At 63.6% G+C, this 21,059-nt stretch carries 15 protein-coding genes; 3 read left to right on the top strand and 12 right to left on the bottom strand.

Translation table 11 applies throughout. From position 1 onward, the window contains the following. Window positions 1-4: 4 nt before the first annotated feature. From Q8O96_RS26680 to Q8O96_RS26640, 9 genes are all read right to left on the bottom strand, one after another. Window positions 5-2,431 carry a hypothetical protein gene (locus tag Q8O96_RS26680; RefSeq protein WP_305949739.1) on the bottom strand — a complete coding sequence of 809 codons (2,427 nt, stop codon included), beginning with the start codon at window positions 2,429-2,431 and terminating at the stop codon, window positions 5-7. Between the two features lie 12 nt (window positions 2,432-2,443). Next, a complete protein-coding gene (locus tag Q8O96_RS26675) occupies window positions 2,444-3,631 on the bottom strand; it encodes a hypothetical protein (protein WP_250330465.1) in 1,188 nt (395 codons plus the stop codon). Beyond that, window positions 3,610-5,055, bottom strand: a complete 1,446-nt coding sequence (locus tag Q8O96_RS26670) for an alkaline phosphatase family protein (protein WP_102865270.1) — start codon at window positions 5,053-5,055, stop codon at window positions 3,610-3,612. Before Q8O96_RS26670 ends, Q8O96_RS26675 begins: the two co-directional genes overlap by 22 nt. Beyond that, window positions 5,045-6,283, bottom strand: coding sequence for a metabolite traffic protein EboE (gene eboE, locus Q8O96_RS26665; protein ID WP_305949738.1), 1,239 nt, complete (start codon window positions 6,281-6,283; stop codon window positions 5,045-5,047). The genes Q8O96_RS26670 and eboE overlap by 11 nt, the downstream gene beginning before the upstream one ends. Next, entirely contained in the window at window positions 6,280-7,164 is an 885-nt protein-coding gene (locus tag Q8O96_RS26660) for a TatD family hydrolase (protein ID WP_305949737.1), read from the bottom strand. The genes eboE and Q8O96_RS26660 overlap by 4 nt, the downstream gene beginning before the upstream one ends. Window positions 7,165-7,218: 54 nt before the next feature. Further along, window positions 7,219-7,986, bottom strand: coding sequence for an EboA domain-containing protein (locus tag Q8O96_RS26655; protein ID WP_102865273.1), 768 nt, complete (start codon window positions 7,984-7,986; stop codon window positions 7,219-7,221). Next, on the bottom strand, window positions 7,983-8,867 hold the full coding sequence (locus tag Q8O96_RS26650; protein WP_102865274.1) for a UbiA family prenyltransferase: 885 nt from the start codon (window positions 8,865-8,867) through the stop codon (window positions 7,983-7,985). Before Q8O96_RS26650 ends, Q8O96_RS26655 begins: the two co-directional genes overlap by 4 nt. Further along, on the bottom strand, window positions 8,864-10,747 hold the full coding sequence (locus Q8O96_RS26645; protein WP_250330469.1) for a 3-dehydroquinate synthase: 1,884 nt from the start codon (window positions 10,745-10,747) through the stop codon (window positions 8,864-8,866). Before Q8O96_RS26645 ends, Q8O96_RS26650 begins: the two co-directional genes overlap by 4 nt. 766 nt (window positions 10,748-11,513) lie before the next feature. Further along, complete coding sequence (locus tag Q8O96_RS26640; RefSeq protein ID WP_102865276.1) at window positions 11,514-12,062, bottom strand: cysteine hydrolase family protein; 549 nt, start codon at window positions 12,060-12,062, stop codon at window positions 11,514-11,516. Window positions 12,063-12,221: 159 nt separating this feature from the next. Between Q8O96_RS26640 and Q8O96_RS26635 the strand changes: the two genes are divergently transcribed. Continuing rightward, window positions 12,222-13,163, top strand: a complete 942-nt coding sequence (locus tag Q8O96_RS26635; protein ID WP_243433865.1) for a GlxA family transcriptional regulator — start codon at window positions 12,222-12,224, stop codon at window positions 13,161-13,163. 106 nt (window positions 13,164-13,269) lie between these two features. On the opposite strand, the gene Q8O96_RS26630 is transcribed toward Q8O96_RS26635, so the two are convergent. Then, the gene (locus Q8O96_RS26630; RefSeq protein WP_305949736.1) at window positions 13,270-17,556 is read right to left on the bottom strand and encodes a DEAD/DEAH box helicase; all 4,287 of its coding nucleotides are present in this window, start codon (window positions 17,554-17,556) and stop codon (window positions 13,270-13,272) included. A 220-nt stretch (window positions 17,557-17,776) separates the two neighbouring features. Between Q8O96_RS26630 and Q8O96_RS26625 the strand changes: the two genes are divergently transcribed. Further along, entirely contained in the window at window positions 17,777-18,661 is an 885-nt protein-coding gene (locus tag Q8O96_RS26625; protein ID WP_102865279.1) for a sugar nucleotide-binding protein, read from the top strand. Beyond that, a complete protein-coding gene (locus Q8O96_RS26620; RefSeq protein WP_305949735.1) occupies window positions 18,654-19,583 on the top strand; it encodes an NAD-dependent epimerase/dehydratase family protein in 930 nt (309 codons plus the stop codon). Before Q8O96_RS26625 ends, Q8O96_RS26620 begins: the two co-directional genes overlap by 8 nt. Before the next feature lie 59 nt (window positions 19,584-19,642). Here the strand turns inward: Q8O96_RS26620 and Q8O96_RS26615 are convergent, their stop codons facing one another. Together Q8O96_RS26615 and Q8O96_RS26610 are read right to left on the bottom strand one after the other, a co-directional pair. Continuing rightward, the gene (locus Q8O96_RS26615) at window positions 19,643-20,341 is read right to left on the bottom strand and encodes an OmpW family protein (protein WP_041120027.1); all 699 of its coding nucleotides are present in this window, start codon (window positions 20,339-20,341) and stop codon (window positions 19,643-19,645) included. 178 nt (window positions 20,342-20,519) lie between these two features. Then, on the bottom strand, window positions 20,520-21,041 hold the full coding sequence (locus Q8O96_RS26610) for a DUF3299 domain-containing protein (RefSeq protein WP_102865508.1): 522 nt from the start codon (window positions 21,039-21,041) through the stop codon (window positions 20,520-20,522). Between the last annotated feature and the right edge of the window lie 18 nt (window positions 21,042-21,059).

Raw genomic sequence — 21,059 nt, 5'->3', positions numbered from 1 at the left:
CGGCTCAGCCTTGCTGATAGTCGTCGAGGTTCAGCTGGGTCGGCGGGTAGCCGGTGCTCACCAGGTCCTTGGCCCAGATTTCCAGCACCTGGCGACGGCTCTGCGGCAAGTCCCGGGTGATAGGCATGGCCAGGGTGCTGGCCTCCTGATACTCCTTGCTGATCAGTTTGATGAACTGCTCGATCGCGCCCTCGATGCGTTGCAGGGAGTTGAGCGGCATGTACTTGTTCATGATCGGGTAGAGGTAATAGAAGGGCTGGAGGATTTGCGGAAAGATGAAGCCGTTCCAGATCCGCACGTTGGCGTCGTCGAACTTGCACACGCCGTTCCAGAAGTCGATGAAGTCCTTGAGCATCTGCGGTTCTTGCGGCAGCACCCGCAGCGGCGAAAGGAAGTCGGTGAAGGCACCGGTGTAGGAGAAGCTGAACGGAATGCCCGTCGGATCGTCCTGGATGAAAAACCGCACAGTGGGGAAGCCCGGCGCCACGGCATGCACCGTCAACTGGGCAATGCCGTCGGCATTGGTCTGGATGCGGGTCAGGCTGTAGTTCACGGTGGCGCCCATGCCGGCGTCATTATCCAGTTGCCCGCTCATCGCTTGCGGGTTCTCGAACCTCAGGCAGGGCCTCAGATCGACCGCGGCCGGGGTTTTCAGGAACTCCTGATAGGTGATGGCGTTGCTGACCGGCTCATCGCACGCGGAACCCCTGACGATCATGGCACTCAGGCTCCTGCCACTGCCCTCCCTTAACAGGCTCGGATGCTGCGAACCGCCGATGAACTGGGGCATTCCCGGCTTGTTCTTGGCACGCGCTTTGGGATAGTCAGTGATCAGCACGAAATCTGCCGGGTTGCTGAACGCCAGGTAGTAGTTGCTGGTGGTCAGCATGTAGGCGTTGTTGTACTCGGCGACCCACAAGGTGGTGCCGGCCGTTGCGGGCTTGCCGTTGTTTTGCACCATGATGTTCAGCGTCCGGCTGTCACCGACGTCGATGAAGCTGCCGCTCTCGATGACTTCCGCGGTCCACATCTGCTGTTCGGCGGCGATGGTATCCGTGCCCTTCAGGCGCAGTGCCAGGTTGCCGTTTTTCAACAGGGCCTGGGCGCTGGTATCGAGGGGCAGGTCCAGCAGGCCGGAACGCTTGTCAAAGGCGCTCTGCTGATATTGCTCGTAGCTGACGCTGGTCAGGGGCTCGAAGTTGCCGCCCTGCTGGACCCCCAACTCAAAGTCGCCGACGTGGAACTTGGCGGCGACCGGAACAGCGTTGTTGCGGCCATCCAGATCGGGGGCGGCCGGGCCATCATGGACGTCCGGGTAGATCGGAAAGGTATTGCCCAGATCCAGAGACAGCGTGTCGCCGTGGAGCTCGGCGCTGATCACGCCCAGATTGACCAACTGTTCATCCGCATGGATCTGCGTATCGTCCGGGACCTTTTTGTAGAACGGCACCGAAGTCTTAGGCACCAGGCGCTGGCCGGCCGGTGCGGTGGGGAACTCATTGGCGAACCACAGGCCAAGGGTGCCAGCGGTGCGGCTGTAGGCCGGGTTGAAGAAGGTTTCGGTCGGGTTGTCCAGGCCCATTTGATAGAGCATCTGCAGCCTGGACATGTCCCAGGGCGCCTGGGAATGGCTGTTGACGATCTTGAAGTCGTTGAACAGGCCGTTCTTGTCATAGACGGTCAGGTAGGTGGTGAACCTGATCATCAGGCCCTGGGCGTTCTGACTGAGCATTTCATCCTGCAGGTTTTTCAACAGTTTTGAGTCGCCGATGACCCATTCCAGTTGGTCCTTGGGAAAGCAGGTCTGCCAGGTGGCCGTGACGTAGACCAGGCCGCCAAAGGCGCCCCAGTTGAAGTCGAGAAAGCGGTTGAGCATGCGGTACGTGTGTTTCAGGGTCAGGCCACAGGTGGCGTCACCGAGCACCAACTTGTCGAAGTACAGGGCGGTGAAGGTGTTCTGCCAGGGGCTGACGTCGACGAAGCGTGCGGCGGTCGGGGTCGGGTTGCCGAAGGAGTTGCCCAGCAGTTGGTAGGACTTGTTGATCAGCGGATCGCTGTCGATGTAGCTGTCGACCTTGGATTCCCCGCCGATGATCACCGAGCGCAACTGCTGGTAGTCCACGGTGCCGCAGGCGTTGTCGCCGAACAGATCCCACTCGGCGGGAATCATCGGGTAGTTGTTGGGATCGCCGTTGGTGGGCACCTGCAGCACGTAGTCCGGGACGTTCTTGTAGGCCAGCGGCGTGATGCCCCAGGGCATCAGCGTTTGCGGGGCATTCTTGTCGTTGATCCCGTACCGGTTCAGGAAAGGCCAGTTCATCTGCATCTTCACCGCGTCGTATAGCGGCAGCACATCGTTGTTGTTGAAGGTTGGCGGGTTCCAGAACATGAAACCGTTGAGGTAGATCCGTGGAAAGTTCAAGACGCTCATGGGCTGCTCTCCTTAGCGTTTCCACTGGGCGCGTTTGAGCGACCAGACGTAATCCAGTTTTTGATAACCGATGAAGTCTTTGTCCGGCAGTACGCTGGTGGGGTAGAGGATTCCGCCTGTGTGGTCGATGTTGAACGAGAAGAAGGTGTTCTTCTTCGTCGAATAGGCCGCCGTGCTGTGGCAGGCCAGGCATGAAGAACTGCCCTGGAACGCCGACTCCAGCTGGGAGTTGGCCAGCAGCTTGGGTTCGGCAAGGTTCTGGTCGTACTGCACCCCGATCAGTTCGTACTGGGCCAGGTTCGAATACTGCTGCTGGAAGCTGGTGTTCACCGGTTTGGCCGCCTCGGTGGGGCCGGTGATGTTGGTCATCGGCTTGGGTGGGGTGTCATTGGTGACGGTGTACTTGGGATTGTTGCGGTTTTCGAAGGTGGTCCAGACCCAGTCCGGGGTCAGCTTGTTGATCACATGCATGCCGCTCAGGGCGGCGTAGCCCACCTGATACTGGCCCGTGCTGTCCACGTAATAGGCCTGGGAGATGTAGTACCCGTCCTGGGTCAACAGGGCCTTGAAGTCCTGGTCGGTGCCGATCCAGAACCAGGAGGTTTTCAGCTCCCAGGCCGTGTCCGGGAAGTCCAGGTTGCTGGTGAGCTTGGCCAGGCCATCGCGGTTGTAGATCTTGTTGGCGACGATGTAGTTGAAGGTGTCCTCGCCCATCAACAGGTGAAAGCGCACCAACTGTTCGTTTTTCGACGGTGGCACCGGTGGGCCGCTGCGCATTTTCAAAGCCAGGCCATCCACCTGCTGGATACCGTTCTGCGGGCTGCCTGGCATGTCGTTGCCGAGAAACTGAAACAGCCCTTTGGGGTCCATGCCCTGCTTTTGTGCCAGTTCCGGGACTTCGCTCGGCAGGTTTTCATGGTCGGAGTAGGGCAGGGGCTCGGCCCCCTTCAACAGGTAAACCTGATCGGAAGGCTTGAACGTTTCCCAGACCCGATTGTTGTTATGGCTGGCATCCGGCTGGTTGAGGCAGACAAACCAGTTCCAGGCCATGGTTTCCGGGCTCTGCTTGAACGTCGCCAGAGTGGTCGTGGGGTCGTCTGCGAAGGTCAGGAACTTGTTGCAATCGAAGGTGTTCGGGCTCTGTGCCTGAGCGAGACCGCTCAACACACTGAGTACCGCTATAGGGATGGTTCGCCGCATGGAATCTCCTTGGCTTGAGCCGTGTCGTCATAGGGGCGCCCTAGGAAATGCTCTAGGAGCAGGTGCTTTACCGCAGTGGCCGGCAGATGCTCCGGCAGTGGTAAATCGCAATCGGTGATCAATAGCGGTCCCACCTCATCGTTGCTCGGCAAGCGTCCGTGGCTGCCGCGAATCAGTCGGGTGTCCAGGGGAATCAGGTCCATGTAGTAGCGAAAGCCGAGCTTCTTCTGCAGCAGGCGGCGGGCGACCCGCAGCTTGGGAAAGCGGATCGCCGGATCGATGAACAGCTCCAGCGGGTCATAGCCCGGCTTGCGGTGGATATCCACGGTGCGGGCGAAGTCCGGGGCCAGGCGGTCGTCGAACCAGTAGTAGTAATCGAACCAGAAGCCCGGGGCGGCCACCGCCACCAGCTCGCCGCTGCGCGGGTGATCGAGCTGCCAGGCCCGCTGTTCGGTTTTATCCAGTACCTGCTCGATGCCCGGCTGGCGCTGCAGCAGGGCCTTGACCCGAGCAATGTCCCTGGGCTGGCGCACGTAGACGTGGGCGATCTGATGGTCGGCCACGGCAAAGGCGGCACTGGCGCCGGGGTCGAGCAGCTCCCAACTCAGGGAACGGCGTACTTGCAGCAGGCCCTGTTCCCGCAGCACGCGGTTGATGGAGATTGATTGCTGCACCGCTTCGATGCCGTATTCGGAAACCAGCATCACCGCCGCGCCTTGTTGCTGGGCAAAGTCCAGCAGGCGCCCGACTTCATGGTCGATGGCCCGCACTTCGTCGCTGATTGACGGATGCTCGGGCCCCAGGCGTTGCAGGCTGTAGTCCAGGTGCGGCAGGTAGATCAGTTGCAGGTCGGGGCGACTGATCTGGAACTCGGCGATGGCGCAGTCGACGATCCAGCGACTGGAGGCAATGCCCGCCGCCGGGCCCCAGAAGCCCGGAAAGGGAAACTCGCCAATCTGCCGTTCGATGCGTTCGTGCAGCCCGGGCGGTGACGAGTAGAGGCCGAACATCTTGCGCCCGTCGGCCGGGTAGTGGGGGCGTGGCGTAATGGCGGCATCCACCTCGGCGTACATGTTGAACCACCAGAACAGCTGGCTGCAGCGCAGGCCGGGGATCTCACGTTGCAAGGTCTGCCAGACCTTTTCACCCTGGATCAGCGCATTGGGCTGCAGCCAGAAGCGCACTTCGGCCTGATCGCGCAAATACCAGCCGTTGCCGACAATGCCGTGTTGCGAAGGTGGCAAGCCGGTGAGGATCGAAGCCTGTACCGTCGAGGTCACGGCCGGGAACACCGGGCGCAGCCGGGCCATTTTGGCCCGTTGCAGCAGGGCGTTGATCCGCGGCGTGGCCGGGCCCAGCAAGCTGGGGGTCAGGCCGACCACGTTGATCAGCAGCAGGGGCTGGCGCAGTGCTTCAGAGGGCATGGGCTGGCGCCTCCATGGGGGACGATTGCCCATGCAGCAATTGCCGCTGGCGCAACTGTTGTTCAACCCACTGCAGCTCTGCGGCAATGCCTTTGAGCAGGGCTTGTTCGGTGTCCGGACGCAGGGTGCCGGGCAGTACGTTCCAGCTGTAGGTCTCGACTTCCAGCACCGGCTGGCACTGCGGATGGGCGGCGAGAAAGTCGAAGGTGCGCATCAGGGCCTGCTGGCTGCCGTTGAGCTCTGGCAACAGGAACTGTTCACTGAACAAGGGCACGTGAAAGTGAATGCGCAACTCGCGGCACTGGCCCTGCACCGCTTCCACCGCCTGCAGTGCCTTGGGCAGGTCGGCCCAGGCCAGCAGTTGGCCTTTGCGGTCACGGGCCTTCACCTGATGCAGGTAGGTGGCTTCGGCGAAGTTGCCCAGGGCCTGCAGTACCTGCTCGCGGCGTGCCAGGTCCGTCACCGGCAAGTGACAGATCAGTGCATTGGACAGTTGGATCTTGCTCACCGGAATACGCGCCTGCAGCAGCCGTTGCAGCGATTGGTAACAGTCCTCGAAGACCACCGCCTGGTGGCAGACGTCGAAGCACAGCGCCAGGTATTGATGGTGGGGGTCGGTGGCTTTCCAGCGCTGAAAGAAGGCGATGGCCTGATCGGTGTTTTCCAGTACGCAGTCCGGCTCCATCTCCAGGCACAGCAGGATCTTCTTGCCGCTGCGTCGATGCAGGCTGGCCAGCCCGGCAGTCAACTGCAACAGCTGGGCCTCGGCCTGTTGTTGCTGGGCGTCGTCCCAAAGGGCGGCATAACCCAGGGGCACGCTGGAAATCACGCCCTGTTGGCAGTCCAGGGGCAGCGCGGCGGCGAGCAACTCCGCCAGTTGCAGGCTGTACTCCAGGCGTTGTGGTTCGGCCCAGGTCGGTCGGTAGACCTCGGCCTTCACCGCACCCTGATGGAACTGGCCGTAGGGAAAGCCGTTGAGGGACGTCAGGCGCATCCCGCTGTCGTGCAACAGCCCGAGGAAGGATTCGCGCACTGCGGGCTGCTGCAGCTCGGCGGCCGCCTGGGCGCTGATCCACAGGCCGCTGTCCTGCACCGCCAGGCCACGCTGGCGGCGCACCCCCTGGAAGTGCTGGAGGATCGAACTTTCCAGGCCGGCCACGTCCCGCGCCGGGTGCACGTTGCTGCAGTAACCGATCTGCGCGGCGCTCCAACCGGCCCGGGCGCTCATTTGACCACCGGTTCCTGGCCGCGCAGGGCGGAGTTGTCCTGCCATTGGCGACGCTGATCGATGGGCAGCGGGGTGCTCACCTGTTGCTTGTCGAGTTGTCCGCTCTGGGCGAAGAAATCCACCGGGTTATGGAACAGCACCTGTTCCACCTGAGCCTCGCTGAATCCGGAGGCGAGCATGGCCTGGCCGGTCTTGGGCACCTTGAGCGGATCGCTGATGCCCCAGTCGGCGGCGCTGTTGACCACCATCTTCTCGGTGCCGTACTCCTTGAGCAGGGCCACCATGCGCTGCTCCGACATCTTGGTGTTGGGGTAGATGGAGTGCCCGCGCCAGCAGTCGCTGTCCAGCACCAGGGGCAGGGTCAGTTCGTTGAGGTGATCGATGATCACCAGATGCTCGGCGATGCCCACTTCACGGATCACCGCCAGGGTGCGCTTGGTGCCGCCGATCTTGTCCCGATGTGGGGTGTGCACCAGCACCGGCAGGTTGAACTGCTTGGCCAGCTCCAGTTGCGCGGCGAGAAAGCGTTCTTCCTCGGGAGTGATGTCGTCGTAGCCGATCTCGCCGACCGCTACCACACCGTCCTTGACCAGGTAGCGCGGCAGGATCTCCAGCACCTCGTTGGCCACCGACAGGTCATTGGCTTCCTTGGGATTGAGGCCGATGGTGCAGAAGTGGTGAATGCCGAACATGCTGGCGCGAAAGCGCTCCCAGCCCAGAAGGGTGTCGAAGTAGTCAATGAAGCTGCCGACGCTGGTGCGCGCCTGGCCTTGCCAGAAGGCCGGCTCGATCACCCCGGTGATACCGGCGGCGGCCATGTTCTGATAGTCGTCGGTGGTGCGGCTGACCATATGAATGTGCGGGTCGAAGTACTTCGGCATGGTGAGTCCCTGATGCAGTGGTAGAGAAAATGGAGTGGGTGCGCCGGTGTCGAATCAGGCGTCGGGTGGCAAGTGCTGGAGCCAGTGCGGTGGCAGTCGTCGCTGCTGGCACAGGTGGCGCAAGCGTTGGCGCTGGGCCTGGCTCAACAGCTCGAAGGCGATGGCATGGGGCAGCCCGTCGCTGACACTGCGGAACGCCGCCAACTGTTCTTCCATATGCTCCAGGGCCAGTTGGTTGAGGTCGACGCTGTGGCGCTGGGCCAGGCCTTCGATGCGCCCACTGTCCAGGCCCATGCCCAGGGTCTTGAGCAGCAACTGGTGAAAGGCCCGGTCGTGGTAGTGGCGAGCGGGAAAGGGGTTGTCCAGGGCGAGGGCGGCGAACACTTCACGGTTGTTGGTACGTCCTGCCTGGAGCGCCAGTTCGAGGCTGCGACCCTCTGTGTCGAGGTCGTCGAGGACCCTGAGCAGCACGCTTTTTTCCTGGTCGTCGCCCCACAGAAACAGCTGGCGCAGCAGGGCCAGTTGATCGCCGCCGGCCTGCTGTTCCAGCAGTTGCTCCAGGAGCAAGGCGCGGGCCAGTTGAGTCCGGTTCCAGCCTGGGCTGGCGCTGACCTCGGCGTTGCCAAAGCGACGCTTGCACTGGCTGCTGAGCAGCACCAGGGTGTTGGCCGACGCTTGGCTGGCCAGTTGCTCCAGGGCGGCGAGCCACCAGCGGCGGTTCTCGTCGTCGAGCTGGTCGTCGAGTTGGCGGCGGCGTTCGGCAAAGGCCTCATGGCGCATGACGAGCGGGAGCGAGGCGGGGAAAGTGACGTCCATGGTCATGTCGGCTTGATCCAGCGTTGAAGGTGGGGCAGCAGAAAGAACACCAGCACGCACAGCAGGCTGCCCAGGGGTTGATTGGCCAGGGCCAGCACCAGGGCATCGAACAACGGCAGGGCGGCGAGGCCGGCACCGATAAAGGCACGAATCTGCCGCTGTTGCGGGTTGGCCAAATGACGCCGGTAGTGCCAGCCCAACCAGCCCAGCCACAGCAGCAGGACCAGCCAGAACACCCCGTTGTCTGCGTAAGCGGCGAGGGCCAGGGGGCTGAGCATCAGCAGCAGCGGCAGGCGGCTGAGCAGTTGGTTGCGATGCTCCAGTCGGGCCAGGTAGGTCAGGCCGGCGATGTAGGTGCCCAGCAGCGCGGCACACAGCCACAGCGGCTGCGGTGGCATGGCCAGGCTGGCGGCGGCGGTCAGGTACAGGGCCGAGCGGCAGCCGCCCATGAGCCAGACGCTGTGGGGGTATTTTTTGTGCAGCAGGTTGTAGGCCAGGATGAACAGCAGCAGCAAGCCGGCGCTGGCCAGCAGCCAATGGGGCTGCGCGATCAGGTGGCTCAGGCCCAGTACCGACAGCGCCGCTAGCAGCAACAGGGCAGCGGTGGCTAGGCTGACCTGAGTCCGGCTGACCAGGCCCAGGACAATCGGCCGCGGGTTCTGATGTTGCTGGTCCCAATCGGCATCCAGCAGGTCGTTGAGCAGCATCCCGGCCAGGTACAGCGCCGAGAGCGCCACCAGCAGCAGGGTCCACACCAGTGGCGAGGGCGGTGCCAGGGTGGTGGCGCTGCTGGCCAGCAACGCGGCGGCCAGGGCGTTGGTCCACACCGTCGGCAGGTTGGATACCCGGCCCAGGGTCAGCCAGGTGGTCAGGGAGGAGTGGCTCATTGGGCGCAGCCTTCGGTCCAGGCGAAGTCCGGCCCACCGAAACTGCTCAGACGCAGCAGGGCCTGCTCCATGACCGGCAGTTCGATGTGGTGCACATCGGTGGACTGGCCCAGGCGGTTGAGCATCGGGATCGACAACTGGCCCCCCAGGTGCTGGCGAAACTCCTCCAGCCCCAGCAGCACCAGGGAGCGGCCCTGGGCATCCTGCAACCGCAACTCCGGCGGGCACAGGTTGAAGCCGAGCTTGTCCAGCAGCTGCAACAGGCGCTGGGTTTCAGCATGGCTCAGCAAGCCGGTGGCATTGGCATAGAGCGCGTCCAGGGCCATGCCCACCGCCACCGCCTCACCATGGCGCAAGCGGTGCTGGCTGAGGTTCTCCAGCTTGTGCGCAGCCCAGTGCCCATAATCCAGGGGGCGGCCATTGCCCCGTTCGAAGGGGTCGCCGGCCCCGGTGATATGGCCCAGATGCAATTGCGCACAGCGGAAGATGGCGTAGCGGCTGGCGCTGTGTTCAAAGCTCGCCAGGGCCTCGGCCTGCTGCTCCATCCACTGGAAGAATGCAGCGTCCTTGATCACGGCCACTTTCACCGCTTCGGCCAGCCCGGCGATCTGGTCCCGGGGCGACAGGCTGAGCAGCAGCTGGAAGTCGTTGATCACTGCCGTGGCCGGGTAGAAGGCGCCCAGCAGGTTCTTCTGGGCGAACGCGTTGATGCCGTTCTTGACCCCGATGCCGGCGTCGTTCTGGGCCAGCACCGTGGTCGGGATGCGGATCAGCCGCATCCCCCGATGAAAGGTGGCGCAGGCATAGCCGACGGCGTCCAGTACCGCGCCGCCGCCCAGGGCCAGCACATAGCAATGGCGGTCCAGGCCGTGTTCAAGCATGTGGGCATACAACTGCTGGAGCACGTCCGGGGTCTTGCTCAGTTCGCCCGCCGGCACCGGGATCGGTGCGGCCTGCAGATGCAGGTCGGCGGCGTGGGCGCTGAAATAGGCGTCGATCTGTTGCGGCAGTTGTGGGCAGCACTGCAGCAATTGTTCATCGATGAACACCAGCACGGTGGTGCGTCCCTGTTGCGCGTGGACCAGTTGCCGGTGCAGGCAGGGATTGTCGGCCTGGAAAATGTGATCGGTGAACAGCACCGGGTAGTGGTAGCTCACCTCGAAGCGTCCTTCCAGAGGATGGTTTTGCTCCATCGGCGGCTGCGCAGCGCGAGGCTTGAGCAGGCTGCGGGCGCCCAGGACCAGCCCCGGCAGCACCATGCTGGCGAGAATGGTCGCCAGCAGTGCGTTCTGCTCCACCAGCAAACTGCCGATGGCGGCGTAGGCCAGGGCCAGCCCGGCATTGGCCAGGGTGGTGACCAGCAGGAACTGGCGCAGTGGATAACGCTGCATGCCCGCGGCCAGCACCGAGGTCTCTGCCAGCACTGGAACTCCGCGCAGGCAGATCAGCGACAGGGTGCTGAGGCGATAGGCCAGTTGCCCCGGCTGCCAGCTCCTGAGCCCCAGCCAGTTGGACAGCAGGCGAAAGTAGCCGGCCCCCAGCCAGTAGCCCAGACAGGCTCCCAGGCACAGGCCGATGAAAATCACCAGATAGCCGCCAACGGCGCCCAGAACCGCAACGGCCAGCAGCGCCACCAGGCTGGAAGGCACCGGCAAGAGCACGTCCAGGGCCAGCAGGGTGACCAGCAGCAGAGCGAGGCTGGTGCGTTGCACGGGATCGGAAGGGAGGAAGTTGCCAAGGTGATTCAGCAACTGTTGGATCTGTTGTTCAAACAGCAGGAAGCTTGCGACCACCAGGATCGAAAACAGCACTAACGAGAGCCAGTAATTTTCGGCCGCACCCTTGAATGAAAAAACTCGAGGCAATGAACTGCGCTTCATCAAGCATCCCTCTTGATTAATATGACTAATTCCGTGTCAGTCTCAGCTGGGGCAGGCGGGGGCGTCCGGTTATTGAGTTCCTCGACAGTTTTTTATTGGTTTTCTGGCGGCTGAAGAGCACTTCAGTGGCGAGTAGCTATCAACTTAGCCAAGGCCGCTGGATTTGCAAGTAAGGTGATTGAAGTGGCTCGCAAGGCTCTTTTCTGGCGCGCTGGGAAAGTATCGAGTTCTGCTGTTGATACTGTTGCAAACACCCTCCCCAGGGACGTGGTGCAACCTTGTTGCTTGGCTTTAAGGGCAATGAATCCGGGGGTGGGGAGTCCTGTGATAGGTGAGCTTGTTTTTTGTTATATGTATTATTCGCTTTGGCTATATTGAATTAGAGGTAACCGTAAGAAGTAAGCACTGAGATTTATAAGTGTTGATGTTATTAGGCGCGAAGCGACTCTTGGTAAAGCTCAAGGCAGGATTTGAAATAATCGGGGGTTAAAACATTTCCATTAGTTAGCTATTGAATGTCGATCATTGTTAATGGCGCCATTTATTTGACCGCTTTGAGTTGTGGCGACGAGAGTTTGGTCGCAACTAACAATTAGCCTGAATAACAAGAATCATTCGTAAGTAGTTCGGAAAGTTGTCTTGCTGGCGACAACAGGCGGTGTGGCGTCCTTGCCCGTTGATATCTGTCTGGGGCATGCCTGTCTGCCCAGACACAAACGGCGGTGAGGCTGAGCTCACCGCCATCGTCGGCGCAGAATGCAAGCGATCAGGCCGCGAGGAACTCTTCGGTGGACAGGACATCGGCGTAGGCGAATGCCAGGGCCGACATCACCGCGCTTTGTACTTGCGCCGCCGCTACTCGCTGGCCGTTGAACTCCAGGTCGAGGGTGGCACAGGCGTCGTGTATCACCTTGACCGGGTAGCCCAGGTCGGCAGCGGCCCGTGCGGTGCCCTCTACGCACATGTGGCTCATGTTGCCCACGATCACCAGTTCATCGATGCCCTGTTGCTGGAGGATCGCCTGCAGCTCGGTTTCCCGGAACGAGTTGACGAAGTGCTTGAGCACCACGGGTTCGTCGGCGCGGTTCAGCACCTTGGGGTGCAAGTGCGCACCCTCGGAGCCTGGGGTGAAAAAGGGCGCGCTGTCGGAGGTGAATTCGTGGCGGATGTGCACCACCGCCTGCGCCTTCTGGCGAAAGGCCTGGATCAGCCTTGCCGCGTTGTCCGCCGCTGCGTCGACCCCGACCAGGGGCCATTTGCCGTGGGCGAAGTAGTCGTTCTGGATATCGATTACGATGAGCGCCTGTTTGGCCATGGGTGTTGCCTCCAAGTGAGTGGATAACCTGGGGCCCAGTATCGGTGGCCCTTGCTCCCAGGAGGATTGGCCGCATCGACATTAACAGGGGGAAAACTGACAGTGGGCATTCAAGGCTCGGTCGCCGAACTGGGCGTACTGCTTTATCCCGGGGTGCAGATGGCGGCAGTGCATGGTCTGACCGATCTGTTCGAAGTGGCCAATCGGATTGCCGGTGAGCAGCCCCTGGCGCAACTGCCGCGGTTGCGGGTCAGCCATTGGCAAGCCTCTGAGGCACAAGGCCCACGGCGGATCTATGACAGCCAGGAGGGAGAGAGCGGCAAGCTACTGGCCGTGGTGATACCGCCTTCGTTGGCAGGTTTTTCCGCAAACCAGTCGTCCTCTGCCCTGGTGAGCTGGTTGCGCCAGCAGCATGCGGCCGGCGCCACGCTTGGCGGGGTCTGTGTGGGCTCGATCCTGTTGGCCGAGAGTGGCCTGCTCGATGGCCGCAGCGCCACCACCCACTGGACTTCGGCCAAGGCGTTCGCCGCCCGTTATCCACAGGTGCGCCTGGAGGCTGACCAGCCCATAGTCGACGATGGCGACCTGATCACCACGGCCGGGCTGATGGCCTGGGCCGAACTGGGACTGCGCCTGGTGGACCGCCTGCTGGGGCCGAGCATCGCCAGTGCCACGGCGCGTTTTCTGGTGATGGAGCACAGCGACAGCGCCAGCCAGTGCGGTAGCAATTTCGCGCCGATCCTCAACCATGGTGATGGGGCGATCCTCAAGTTGCAGCACTGGCTGCAGGCCAATGGCGCGGTGGATGTGTCGCTGCCGACGATGGCGCAACAGGCGGGTCTTGAAGAGCGCACCCTGCTGCGACGTTTCCGCGCCGCCACCGGCCTCAAACCGACCCAGTACTGCCAGCACCTGCGGGTGGGCAAGGCGCGGGAGATGCTGGAGTTCACCAACGGCACCATCGATCACATCGCCTGGACCGTGGGTTACCAGGACCCGGCGACCTTTCGCAGCCTGTTCAAGAAAATCACCGGCCTGGCCCCCAGCGAATACCGCAACCGTTTCGGTGTGTCTCCCAGTGCCGCCAATCGAGGGCAATAGACCCGGCAGCGGTAAAGCCCGGCCCTGTAGCTGTTGGGAAGACCGGGCAATGGCCGGGGATTGACGCTGCCGCCTCTGCCAGCATGCCGGCTCCCGCAGGGGAGGGTCAGTGCTGGATGAGTTTGTTGCGCAGGGCCTGGGCGGCCTCGGGTTCCAGTTCCAGCCACCAGTGTTGGGTGCCGCCGATCTCGGCCGCGGCGGGCAGGCCGTCGCGATACACCAGGCGGTTGCCACTGAGTGCCGCCACCTTGGGCCCGGGCAGCAGGGTGCCGGCAAGGTTCAGCGGGTCCACGCCACACACCGCGATCAGGCTGCCGTCATGGGGCCGGCGGCGTACCTCCCGTAGCAGCGGGATGGCTTCCGGCAGGGCGAACTGCTCGCCGGCCAGACCGCTGACAAAGCGCCCGCCACGGATCTCTCCCCGGGCTTCCAGCCGATGGAAGGTGCGCAGCAGTTCGCGCCAGCTGGGCAGCCAGTCCGCCTCGCGTTCCAGCAGTCGCCAGAACACCACGCCGTAACGGCGCAGCAAGGTCATGGCCACCTGTTCCAGGGTGGCTGTCGAGTCTTGAGTCGCTGAACGACGCAGCAAGGCCCAGCGTCCGGCATCGTCCATGCCACCGACAAAGGCCCCGCGACCTCGTCGGCTGCTGCGGTTCTGGCGTTTGCTCGCCGGTGTAATCAGGGCGCGCAGCCCGGCGAAACTGTCGGCGTTCACCAGGCCGGCGCCCACCAGTTCCTGGAGCACGCTTTCCAGTTCGCTGCGCAGCAGGTGGGCTTCGTGCAGCAGCTCATCGAAAAACAGAGCGCCTTGCTGGCTCAGTACGCTGTGGACTTTCTGCGCCCTGGGCGAGAGCTCGTGGCTGTCGGCCGGACAGGTCAATGCGCTCCAGAGAGCGGCCTGGGAGCGTGGCAGCAGCACGATCGGCGTGCTGCGTAGGGCGCTGCTGGCGGTCTTGCCCGTGCTGTTGATCCGGCTCCAGACCACCTTGCCGCTGCGGCACAGCTCATCCAGCCAATTGGCGGAGTAATCCTTGATCCGCGCCGGCAGCAGGTCGCTGTCCCAGGCTGAGGCCGCCGCCGGGTAGCCTGCGAGCTGGCTGACCACTTCGGCGAGCATGGCGCTGCCCTGGCCCTGGGTGCCTGGGGACAGGTGCTGCCAGTCGAACAGGAAGCGCATGAAGTCCTGCAGGGCCACCGGTTCGATCTCCCGGCGCAAGCGCTTGACCGTGTAGCGGTGAATTCGTGCCAGCAGGTGGCGTTCGCACCACTGTTCTTCTTGGCAATCGGGGCTGAAGCGCCCCCGCAGTACATAGCCTTCGGTTTCAAGCTGGACCAGGGCCTGGGTGATTTGCCCGGGAGGCAGCCCCAGGGGGGCGGCGATCTGGCTCAGGGTCTGGGGGGCAAAGCCGCTGAGGCGCGCGCGAATCAGTTCCACTCGCGCAGGTTCCGGGTCCCAGGCCTGATCGAAGCCGGGTACGGGTTTCAGGGCCGGCTGCACAGGCGCTTGGGGATACAGGGCTTGCAGGCAGGTAATGCGTTCCAGGGCCAGCCATACCTGTTCACTGGGGCCCACCGGCAAGCGGCAGGCACGGCCTTGGGCTGCCAGGGTTGCCAGCCATTGCGGCCACTGGGGGCTGGCTTGGGCTTCAGCCTCGCTGATGGCGGCGAGGCTCATCAGGGCTTCGTGCATTTCATCGACCGTGGCCGGGTTTGGCCACGCCTCTTCAGCCACGGCGGTTATGGCGTCGGCATCCAGTGCGCCAAGGTCGTCGGTGGCTTGCGGGTCGCTCCAGCGCCGCGCCAATACCGCCTGAGTGCGGCGCTCTTCAAGAGGCGCGTCATCGAGAAAGGTGTAGGGCTTGGCGCTGAGAATTTCCGCCGCCAGGGGCGAGGGCGCCGGCAACTCGCGGCTCAGCAGGCGCACCTGACCCTGTTCCATGCGCCGCAACAGCTGCAGCCAGCCTTCGCTGTCCATGGCGTCGTGCAGGCAGTCGTCGAGGGTCTGTTCCACCAGCGGGTGATCGGGGATTTCCCGTTCGCCGGCGAGGTTTTCCAGGCAGGCGATCTGGTCGGGAAACACACTGGCGATCAAGTCTTCGCTTTTCATCCGCTGGATCTGCGGCGCCACTTTGCGCCCGCCGCTGTAGCGCGGCAGTGCCAGGGCGATCCCGGCGTTCCAGCGCCAGCGCACGCCGAACAGTGGGGCGTCCAGCAGCGCCTGGATGAGGATGTGCTCGGCGCTGTTGCTATGCAGATACCGCCAGACTTCATCCAGGGCGAAGCTGTGGCTGGTAGACAGCGACAGAACGATGGCGTCCTCGCTGGCGGCAGCCTGCAGTTCGAAGTTGAAGGTGCGACAGAAACGCTTGCGCAGGGCCAGGCCCCAGGCGCGGTTGATGCGGCTGCCGAAGGGGCTGTGGATCACCAGTTGGGTGCCGCCGGATTCGTCGAAGAAACGCTCCATGATCAGCGTGTCCTGGGACGGCAGGGCGCCCAGGGCCAGGCGCGCGGGCGCCAGGTAATCCACCAGTTGCTCGGCGCTGGCGCGGTTCAGCCCCAGCGCCTGCTGCAGCCAGTCGATGGCCGGTTGCAACTGGCCCGGCGTCGCGCCGAGCAGGGCGTCGAGTTGCGCCAGCAGGCGGGCCACGGCGCTGGACAGCTCGGCACTGCGCCCCGGGGCCTCACCGAGCCAGAAGGGGATGTTCGGCGGCTGGCCCTGGGCGTCCTCGACCCGCACCTTGCCGGCTTCCACCCGCAGGATGCGATACGAGGTGTTGCCCAGCTGGAACACGTCGCCGGCAATGCTTTCCACGGCGAAGTCTTCGTTGACGCTGCCGATGTTCAGGCCCTGAGGTTCCAGCAGCACGCTGTAGTCGGCGTTGTCGGGAATGGTGCCGCCGCTGGTGACCGCCGTCAGCTTGGCCCCACGACGGCCGCGCAGGGTGCGGGTCAGGGCATCGCGATGCAGATAGGCGCTGCGCAGGCCCTGGCGACCGTTGAAGCCTTCGGCAAGCATCTGCAGCAGGGCCTGGTAGTGGGCCTGATCCAGGTCGGCGTACGGCGTGGCCCGGCGCAGCAGGTCCAGCAGCGCTCCTTCCGGCCATTCCTGGCAGCTGACTTCGGCGACGATCTGCTGGGCCAGCACATCCAGCGGCGCATGGGGAATCAGCAGACTGTCCAGCTCGCCGCGGTGCACGCAGTCCAGCAGAGCGGCACATTCGATCAGGTCGTCCCGGGTCAGGGCAAACAACCGGCCCTTCGGGGTGCCGCCGACCTGGTGGCCGGAGCGCCCGACGCGCTGTAAAAAGGCCGAGATCGAGCGCGGCGAGCCGATCTGGCACACCAAGTCGACATCACCGATATCGATGCCCAGCTCCAGGGAGGCGGTGGCAATCAACACTTGCAGGTCCCCGGCCTTGAGCCGCTGCTCGGCCTCCAGGCGCTGCTCCTTGGCCAGGCTGCCGTGGTGCGCGGCCACCGCCTGTTTGCCCAGGCGTTCGCTCAGGTGCCGGGCCAGCCGCTCGGCCAGGCGTCGGGTGTTGACGAAAATCAGCGTGGTGCGGTGTTCCCGGCTCAGGGTGGCGAGGCGTTCGTACACCAGCTCCCAGACGTCATTGGCCATGACCGCCGACAGCGGCACCGGGGGCACTTCGATATCCAGGTCCCGGGGGCGGGCATGGCCGATGTCGACGATGTCGCAAGGCCGCGCATGCCCCACCAGAAAACGTGACACGGCCTCGATGGGTTTCTGCGTGGCCGACAGACCGATGCGCAACAGGGGCTCGGCGCACAGCGCCTGCAAGCGCTCCAGGCTCAGGGCCAGGTGGCTGCCGCGCTTGCTCCCGGCCAGGGCGTGGATCTCGTCGACGATCACGCTGCGGGTGCTGGCCAGCATCTTGCGTCCGGAGTCCGAACCCAGCAGCACGTAGAGCGATTCCGGGGTGGTGACGAGAATCTGTGGCGCGCTCTTGCGCATGGCGTTGCGTTCTTTCTGCGGGGTGTCGCCCGTGCGCACCGCGGTGCGGATGCACAGTTCCGGCAGGCCCATCAGACGCAGTTGTTCGGTGATGCCGGCCAGCGGCTCCTGCAGGTTGATCTGGATATCGTTGCTCAGGGCCTTGAGCGGCGAGACGTAGACCACCAGGGTGGCGTCCGGCAACTGGCCGCCAGCAGCCAGGCCCTGGCGCACCAGGTCATCGATCACGGCGAGAAAGGCGGTGAGGGTCTTGCCCGAGCCGGTGGGGGCGGCGATCAGGGTCGAGCGGCGCTGGGCGATCAACGGCCAGGCGCGGGCCTGGGCCGTGGTCACGGCGGCAAAGGTGCGCTCGAACCAGGCGCTGACGGCGGGATGAAAACCGTCCAGGACCGGGTTCATGGATTCGGCGAGGGTCATGGATGGGTTTATGCGGCCGCTCGGGGCAACTTGCAAGTAGCGTGCTGTGCAGCTGGCGTCGCAGTCGGCGCTGAGGGCACAAGGTCGCACCGACACTTTCTCAGTGACGCTTGCGCCACAAACCCGCAAAATGCAACGATTCCGGCAATTCTCGACGGTCAAACCCACGGGACTGGCCGATCCAAACCATCGTTCTGAACAGACTGGGCCTGCTGACTCTATGCGAATGCGCCTTATGTTACTGGGCGGCGGAAATGCCCTTGGGCAGGCGCTGATTCGCCTGGGTGCGGAGGAGGACATCGGTTTCCTCGCCCCCCGTCCGCCGCAAGACGGTTGGGATGCCGCGAGCCTCACGCAACTGCTCGACGACACCCGCCCGGATGCCTTGATCAACCTGGCTTACTACTTCGACTGGTTTCAGGCGGAGACGGTGAGCGAGGCACGCCTGAGTGCTCAGGAGCGCGCGGTCGAACGGCTGGCGGAGCTTTGCCAGCATCACAACATCATTCTTGCGCAGCCTTCGAGCTATCGAGTGTTCGACGGTTCCCGGGCCACCGCCTACAGCGAGAAAGACGAGCCGGTGCCCCTGGGGCTGCGCGGTCAGGCACTGTGGCGGATCGAGCAGAGCGTTCGCGCCACCTGTCCGCAGCACGTCTTGCTGCGTTTCGGCTGGTTGCTGGACGACAGCTCCGACGGCATTCTCGGGCGTTTCCTGGCCCGGGCCGAATCCCCGGAAGAACTGTTGATGGCGGACGACCGTCGGGGCAATCCGACCCCGGTGGACGACGCCGCGCGGGTGATCATCTCGGTGCTCAAGCAGCTCGATTGTGCCGCGCCGCTGTGGGGCACCTATCACTATGCCGGCCAGGAAGCGACCACGCCCCTGGCTCTGGGCCAGGCGGTGCTGACGGAAGCACGGCAACTGCACCCGCTGGCCATCGAGGCCCCGACTGCCCAGGCCCATGCCGCTTGTGGCGATGCTGCCGAAGAACCGCAGCACGCGGTGCTGGCCTGCAAGAAGATTCTTCATACCTTCGGGATCAAGCCGCGCGCCTGGCGTGCCGCGCTCCCGGCCTTACTGGATAGGTTTTATCGTCATGGCTGATGGCCCTGTATTGATCACCGGCGGCGCCGGTTTCATTGGTTCGCACCTGACCGACGCCCTACTCGCCAAGGGCTACTCGGTGCGGGTGCTGGACGACTTGTCCACTGGCAAACCGAGCAACCTGCCGCTGGACGACCCGCGGGTAGAACTGATCGAGGGCGACGTCGCCGACGCGGGGCTGGTGAGCCGTGCCATGCAAGGCTGTTGCGCCGTAGCGCATCTGGCGGCGGTGGCCTCGGTACAGGCCTCGGTGGACGATCCGGTGCAGACTCACCAGAGCAATTTCATCGGCACCCTGAATGTCTGCGAGGCCATGCGCCAGTGCGGCGTCAAGCGGGTGTTGTTCGCCTCCAGCGCGGCCGTGTACGGCAACAACGGCGAAGGCCAGTCCATTGATGAGGACACGGCCAAGGCGCCGCTGACCCCTTATGCGGCGGACAAGCTGGCCAGCGAGCATTATTTTGATTTCTATCGGCGCCAGCATGGCCTGGAGCCGGCGATCTTCCGCTTCTTCAATATCTTCGGCCCGCGTCAGGACCCTTCCTCGCCCTATTCCGGGGTCATCAGCATCTTTAGCGAGCGGGCCCAACAGGGGCTGCCCATTACCGTGTTCGGCGATGGCGAGCAGACGCGGGACTTTGTTTACGTCGGTGATCTGGTGCAGGTGCTGGTGCAGGCCGTCGAGGCACCGCAGCTGGAAGTGGGGGCGGTCAACGTCGGCCTGAATCAGGCCACCACCCTCAAGCAGATGCTTGCGGCCCTGGCCGAGGTGGTCGGCGAATTGCCTGCCATCAGCTACGGTCCGGCCCGGGCCGGTGACATCCGTCATTCCCGCGCCAGCAACCAGCGTCTGCTGCAGCGCTTCACGTTTCCCGAGCCGACTCCGATGAGTGTCGGCCTCGCCCGCCTGATGGGGCGCTGAGGGAAAGTGCAGGCATGAAAAAGGCGCCTTTCGAGGCGCCTTTTTTATTGTCGGCGGGCTTAGAACTTGTAGCCCAGACCCACCATGTAGACCCAAGGATCAACGTCGACATTGACCTTGGCACGGGTGCCGGCGGCCAGGGCGTTGTTATCCACATACGCACGGGTATCGATATCGATGTAGCGCACCTGGGCGTTGACCATGATCTTGTCGGTCAGCATGTAGTCGGCACCGACCTGCCAGGCCAGGCCCCAGGAGTTCTTGGCGCGGAAATTGTCGAAACCTGCGGCCTGGGCGCGGCTGCCGACGTGCTCGTCGTAGATCCAGGTGTAGTTGATACCGGCACCGACGTAGGGTTGGAACGCCGATTTGCTATCCAGCGGGTAGTACACAACGCTCAGGGTCGGCGGCAGGTGTTTGAGGGTACCGAGCTTGCCGTTGGCGGCGGCCAGGGAGGTGTCCTTGATCTTCACATCGTGTTCGAACGGAGTGGCGGCCAGCAGTTCGATACCGACGTTATTGGTCACCATGTAGGCGAAGTTCAGACCCAGCTGAGTGTCGCTGCTCATGGTCGCCTTGCCGCCCAGGTTGGCGCCGGCCAACGGGCCGCTGTCGACCTTGACGTCGGAGCTGTTGGCTTTTGGATTGACGGTAATGGCACCGGCGCGGATCAGGATATCGCCAGCTTCATGGGCGTTGGCAATCGGGGCGGCGAGTGCGAGCGCGATCAGGGAAGCGCTAAGCAGAGACTTGTGCATGGGAGCTCCAAAGGACGATTCAAATTGGCTATGTCCAATGGTAAGGATCGTCAAGTTGACTGCCTTGACTCAGCTCAATGAAATGGCGAACCCCGGTGGCAGGGCTGAACTATTCTTTTGTTCTGCACTCTTTTGGCCTGGTGCCCGAACCCTGTCCGAGCCGGCACCGCTGCTGCACTCACTCCTGCAACTCATAGACATAGATCTTCTGCGCCGCCATCTGGTAGCCGGCGTCCGCCAGCTCGCTGGTAGAGGGTTTGACCTGCATGGCGCCCTCGATCCAGTAAGGCTGATACAGCTCGTCGAGTTTTACTCCGAGCTCGCTGGTGACGTGGACGATCTGGTTCGACGGCGGGGGTGGCACGTGGATGCAGGCGCCGAAGTAGGGCACCAGGAGAAATTCCGTGGTGCGGCCTTCCTCGTTTACTTCCAGGGGCACTATATAGCCGGGCAGGCGCACCGTCTGGCCGTCCAGGCTCTTCACCACCGGCGCATTGGGCAGGTCCTGCTTGGCGGCGGGGGCCGATTCGGCGGCCAGTGCATCGCTCATCTGCGACAGGTCGTGCAGCGGCTGCATGTTCGGCACTTCCGGCGGCGCGTCCGGCGGGATCATTTCCGACCAGGTCAGATCCTTCGGCGCTCCGGCCGCCCACAGCGGCGTGGCGATCAGCAGCGACAGGGCAAGCAGGGGGCGCAGCAGGCGTTGGGCTTTCATAAA

The sequence above is a fragment of the Pseudomonas sp. LPH60 genome, from assembly GCF_030718165.1.
GTDB classification, from domain to species: Bacteria; Pseudomonadota; Gammaproteobacteria; order Pseudomonadales; family Pseudomonadaceae; genus Aquipseudomonas; species Aquipseudomonas danubii.
This window is presented reverse-complemented; position numbering and strand designations above follow the sequence as displayed.

Bases quoted from the DNA above. Each gene is read 5' to 3' on its own strand.
- Q8O96_RS26680 (WP_305949739.1), bottom strand. From the start codon at position 2,431: ATGAGCGTCTTGAACTTTCCACGGATCTACCTCAACGGTTTCATGTTC.
- Q8O96_RS26675 (WP_250330465.1), bottom strand. From the start codon at position 3,631: ATGCGGCGAACCATCCCTATAGCGGTACTCAGTGTGTTGAGCGGTCTC.
- Q8O96_RS26670 (WP_102865270.1), bottom strand. From the start codon at position 5,055: ATGCCCTCTGAAGCACTGCGCCAGCCCCTGCTGCTGATCAACGTGGTC.
- eboE (WP_305949738.1), bottom strand. From the start codon at position 6,283: ATGAGCGCCCGGGCCGGTTGGAGCGCCGCGCAGATCGGTTACTGCAGC.
- Q8O96_RS26660 (WP_305949737.1), bottom strand. From the start codon at position 7,164: ATGCCGAAGTACTTCGACCCGCACATTCATATGGTCAGCCGCACCACC.
- Q8O96_RS26655 (WP_102865273.1), bottom strand. From the start codon at position 7,986: ATGACCATGGACGTCACTTTCCCCGCCTCGCTCCCGCTCGTCATGCGC.
- Q8O96_RS26650 (WP_102865274.1), bottom strand. From the start codon at position 8,867: ATGAGCCACTCCTCCCTGACCACCTGGCTGACCCTGGGCCGGGTATCC.
- Q8O96_RS26645 (WP_250330469.1), bottom strand. From the start codon at position 10,747: ATGAAGCGCAGTTCATTGCCTCGAGTTTTTTCATTCAAGGGTGCGGCC.
- Q8O96_RS26640 (WP_102865276.1), bottom strand. From the start codon at position 12,062: ATGGCCAAACAGGCGCTCATCGTAATCGATATCCAGAACGACTACTTC.
- Q8O96_RS26635 (WP_243433865.1), top strand. From the start codon at position 12,222: ATGGCGGCAGTGCATGGTCTGACCGATCTGTTCGAAGTGGCCAATCGG.
- Q8O96_RS26630 (WP_305949736.1), bottom strand. From the start codon at position 17,556: ATGACCCTCGCCGAATCCATGAACCCGGTCCTGGACGGTTTTCATCCC.
- Q8O96_RS26625 (WP_102865279.1), top strand. From the start codon at position 17,777: ATGCGAATGCGCCTTATGTTACTGGGCGGCGGAAATGCCCTTGGGCAG.
- Q8O96_RS26620 (WP_305949735.1), top strand. From the start codon at position 18,654: ATGGCTGATGGCCCTGTATTGATCACCGGCGGCGCCGGTTTCATTGGT.
- Q8O96_RS26615 (WP_041120027.1), bottom strand. From the start codon at position 20,341: ATGCACAAGTCTCTGCTTAGCGCTTCCCTGATCGCGCTCGCACTCGCC.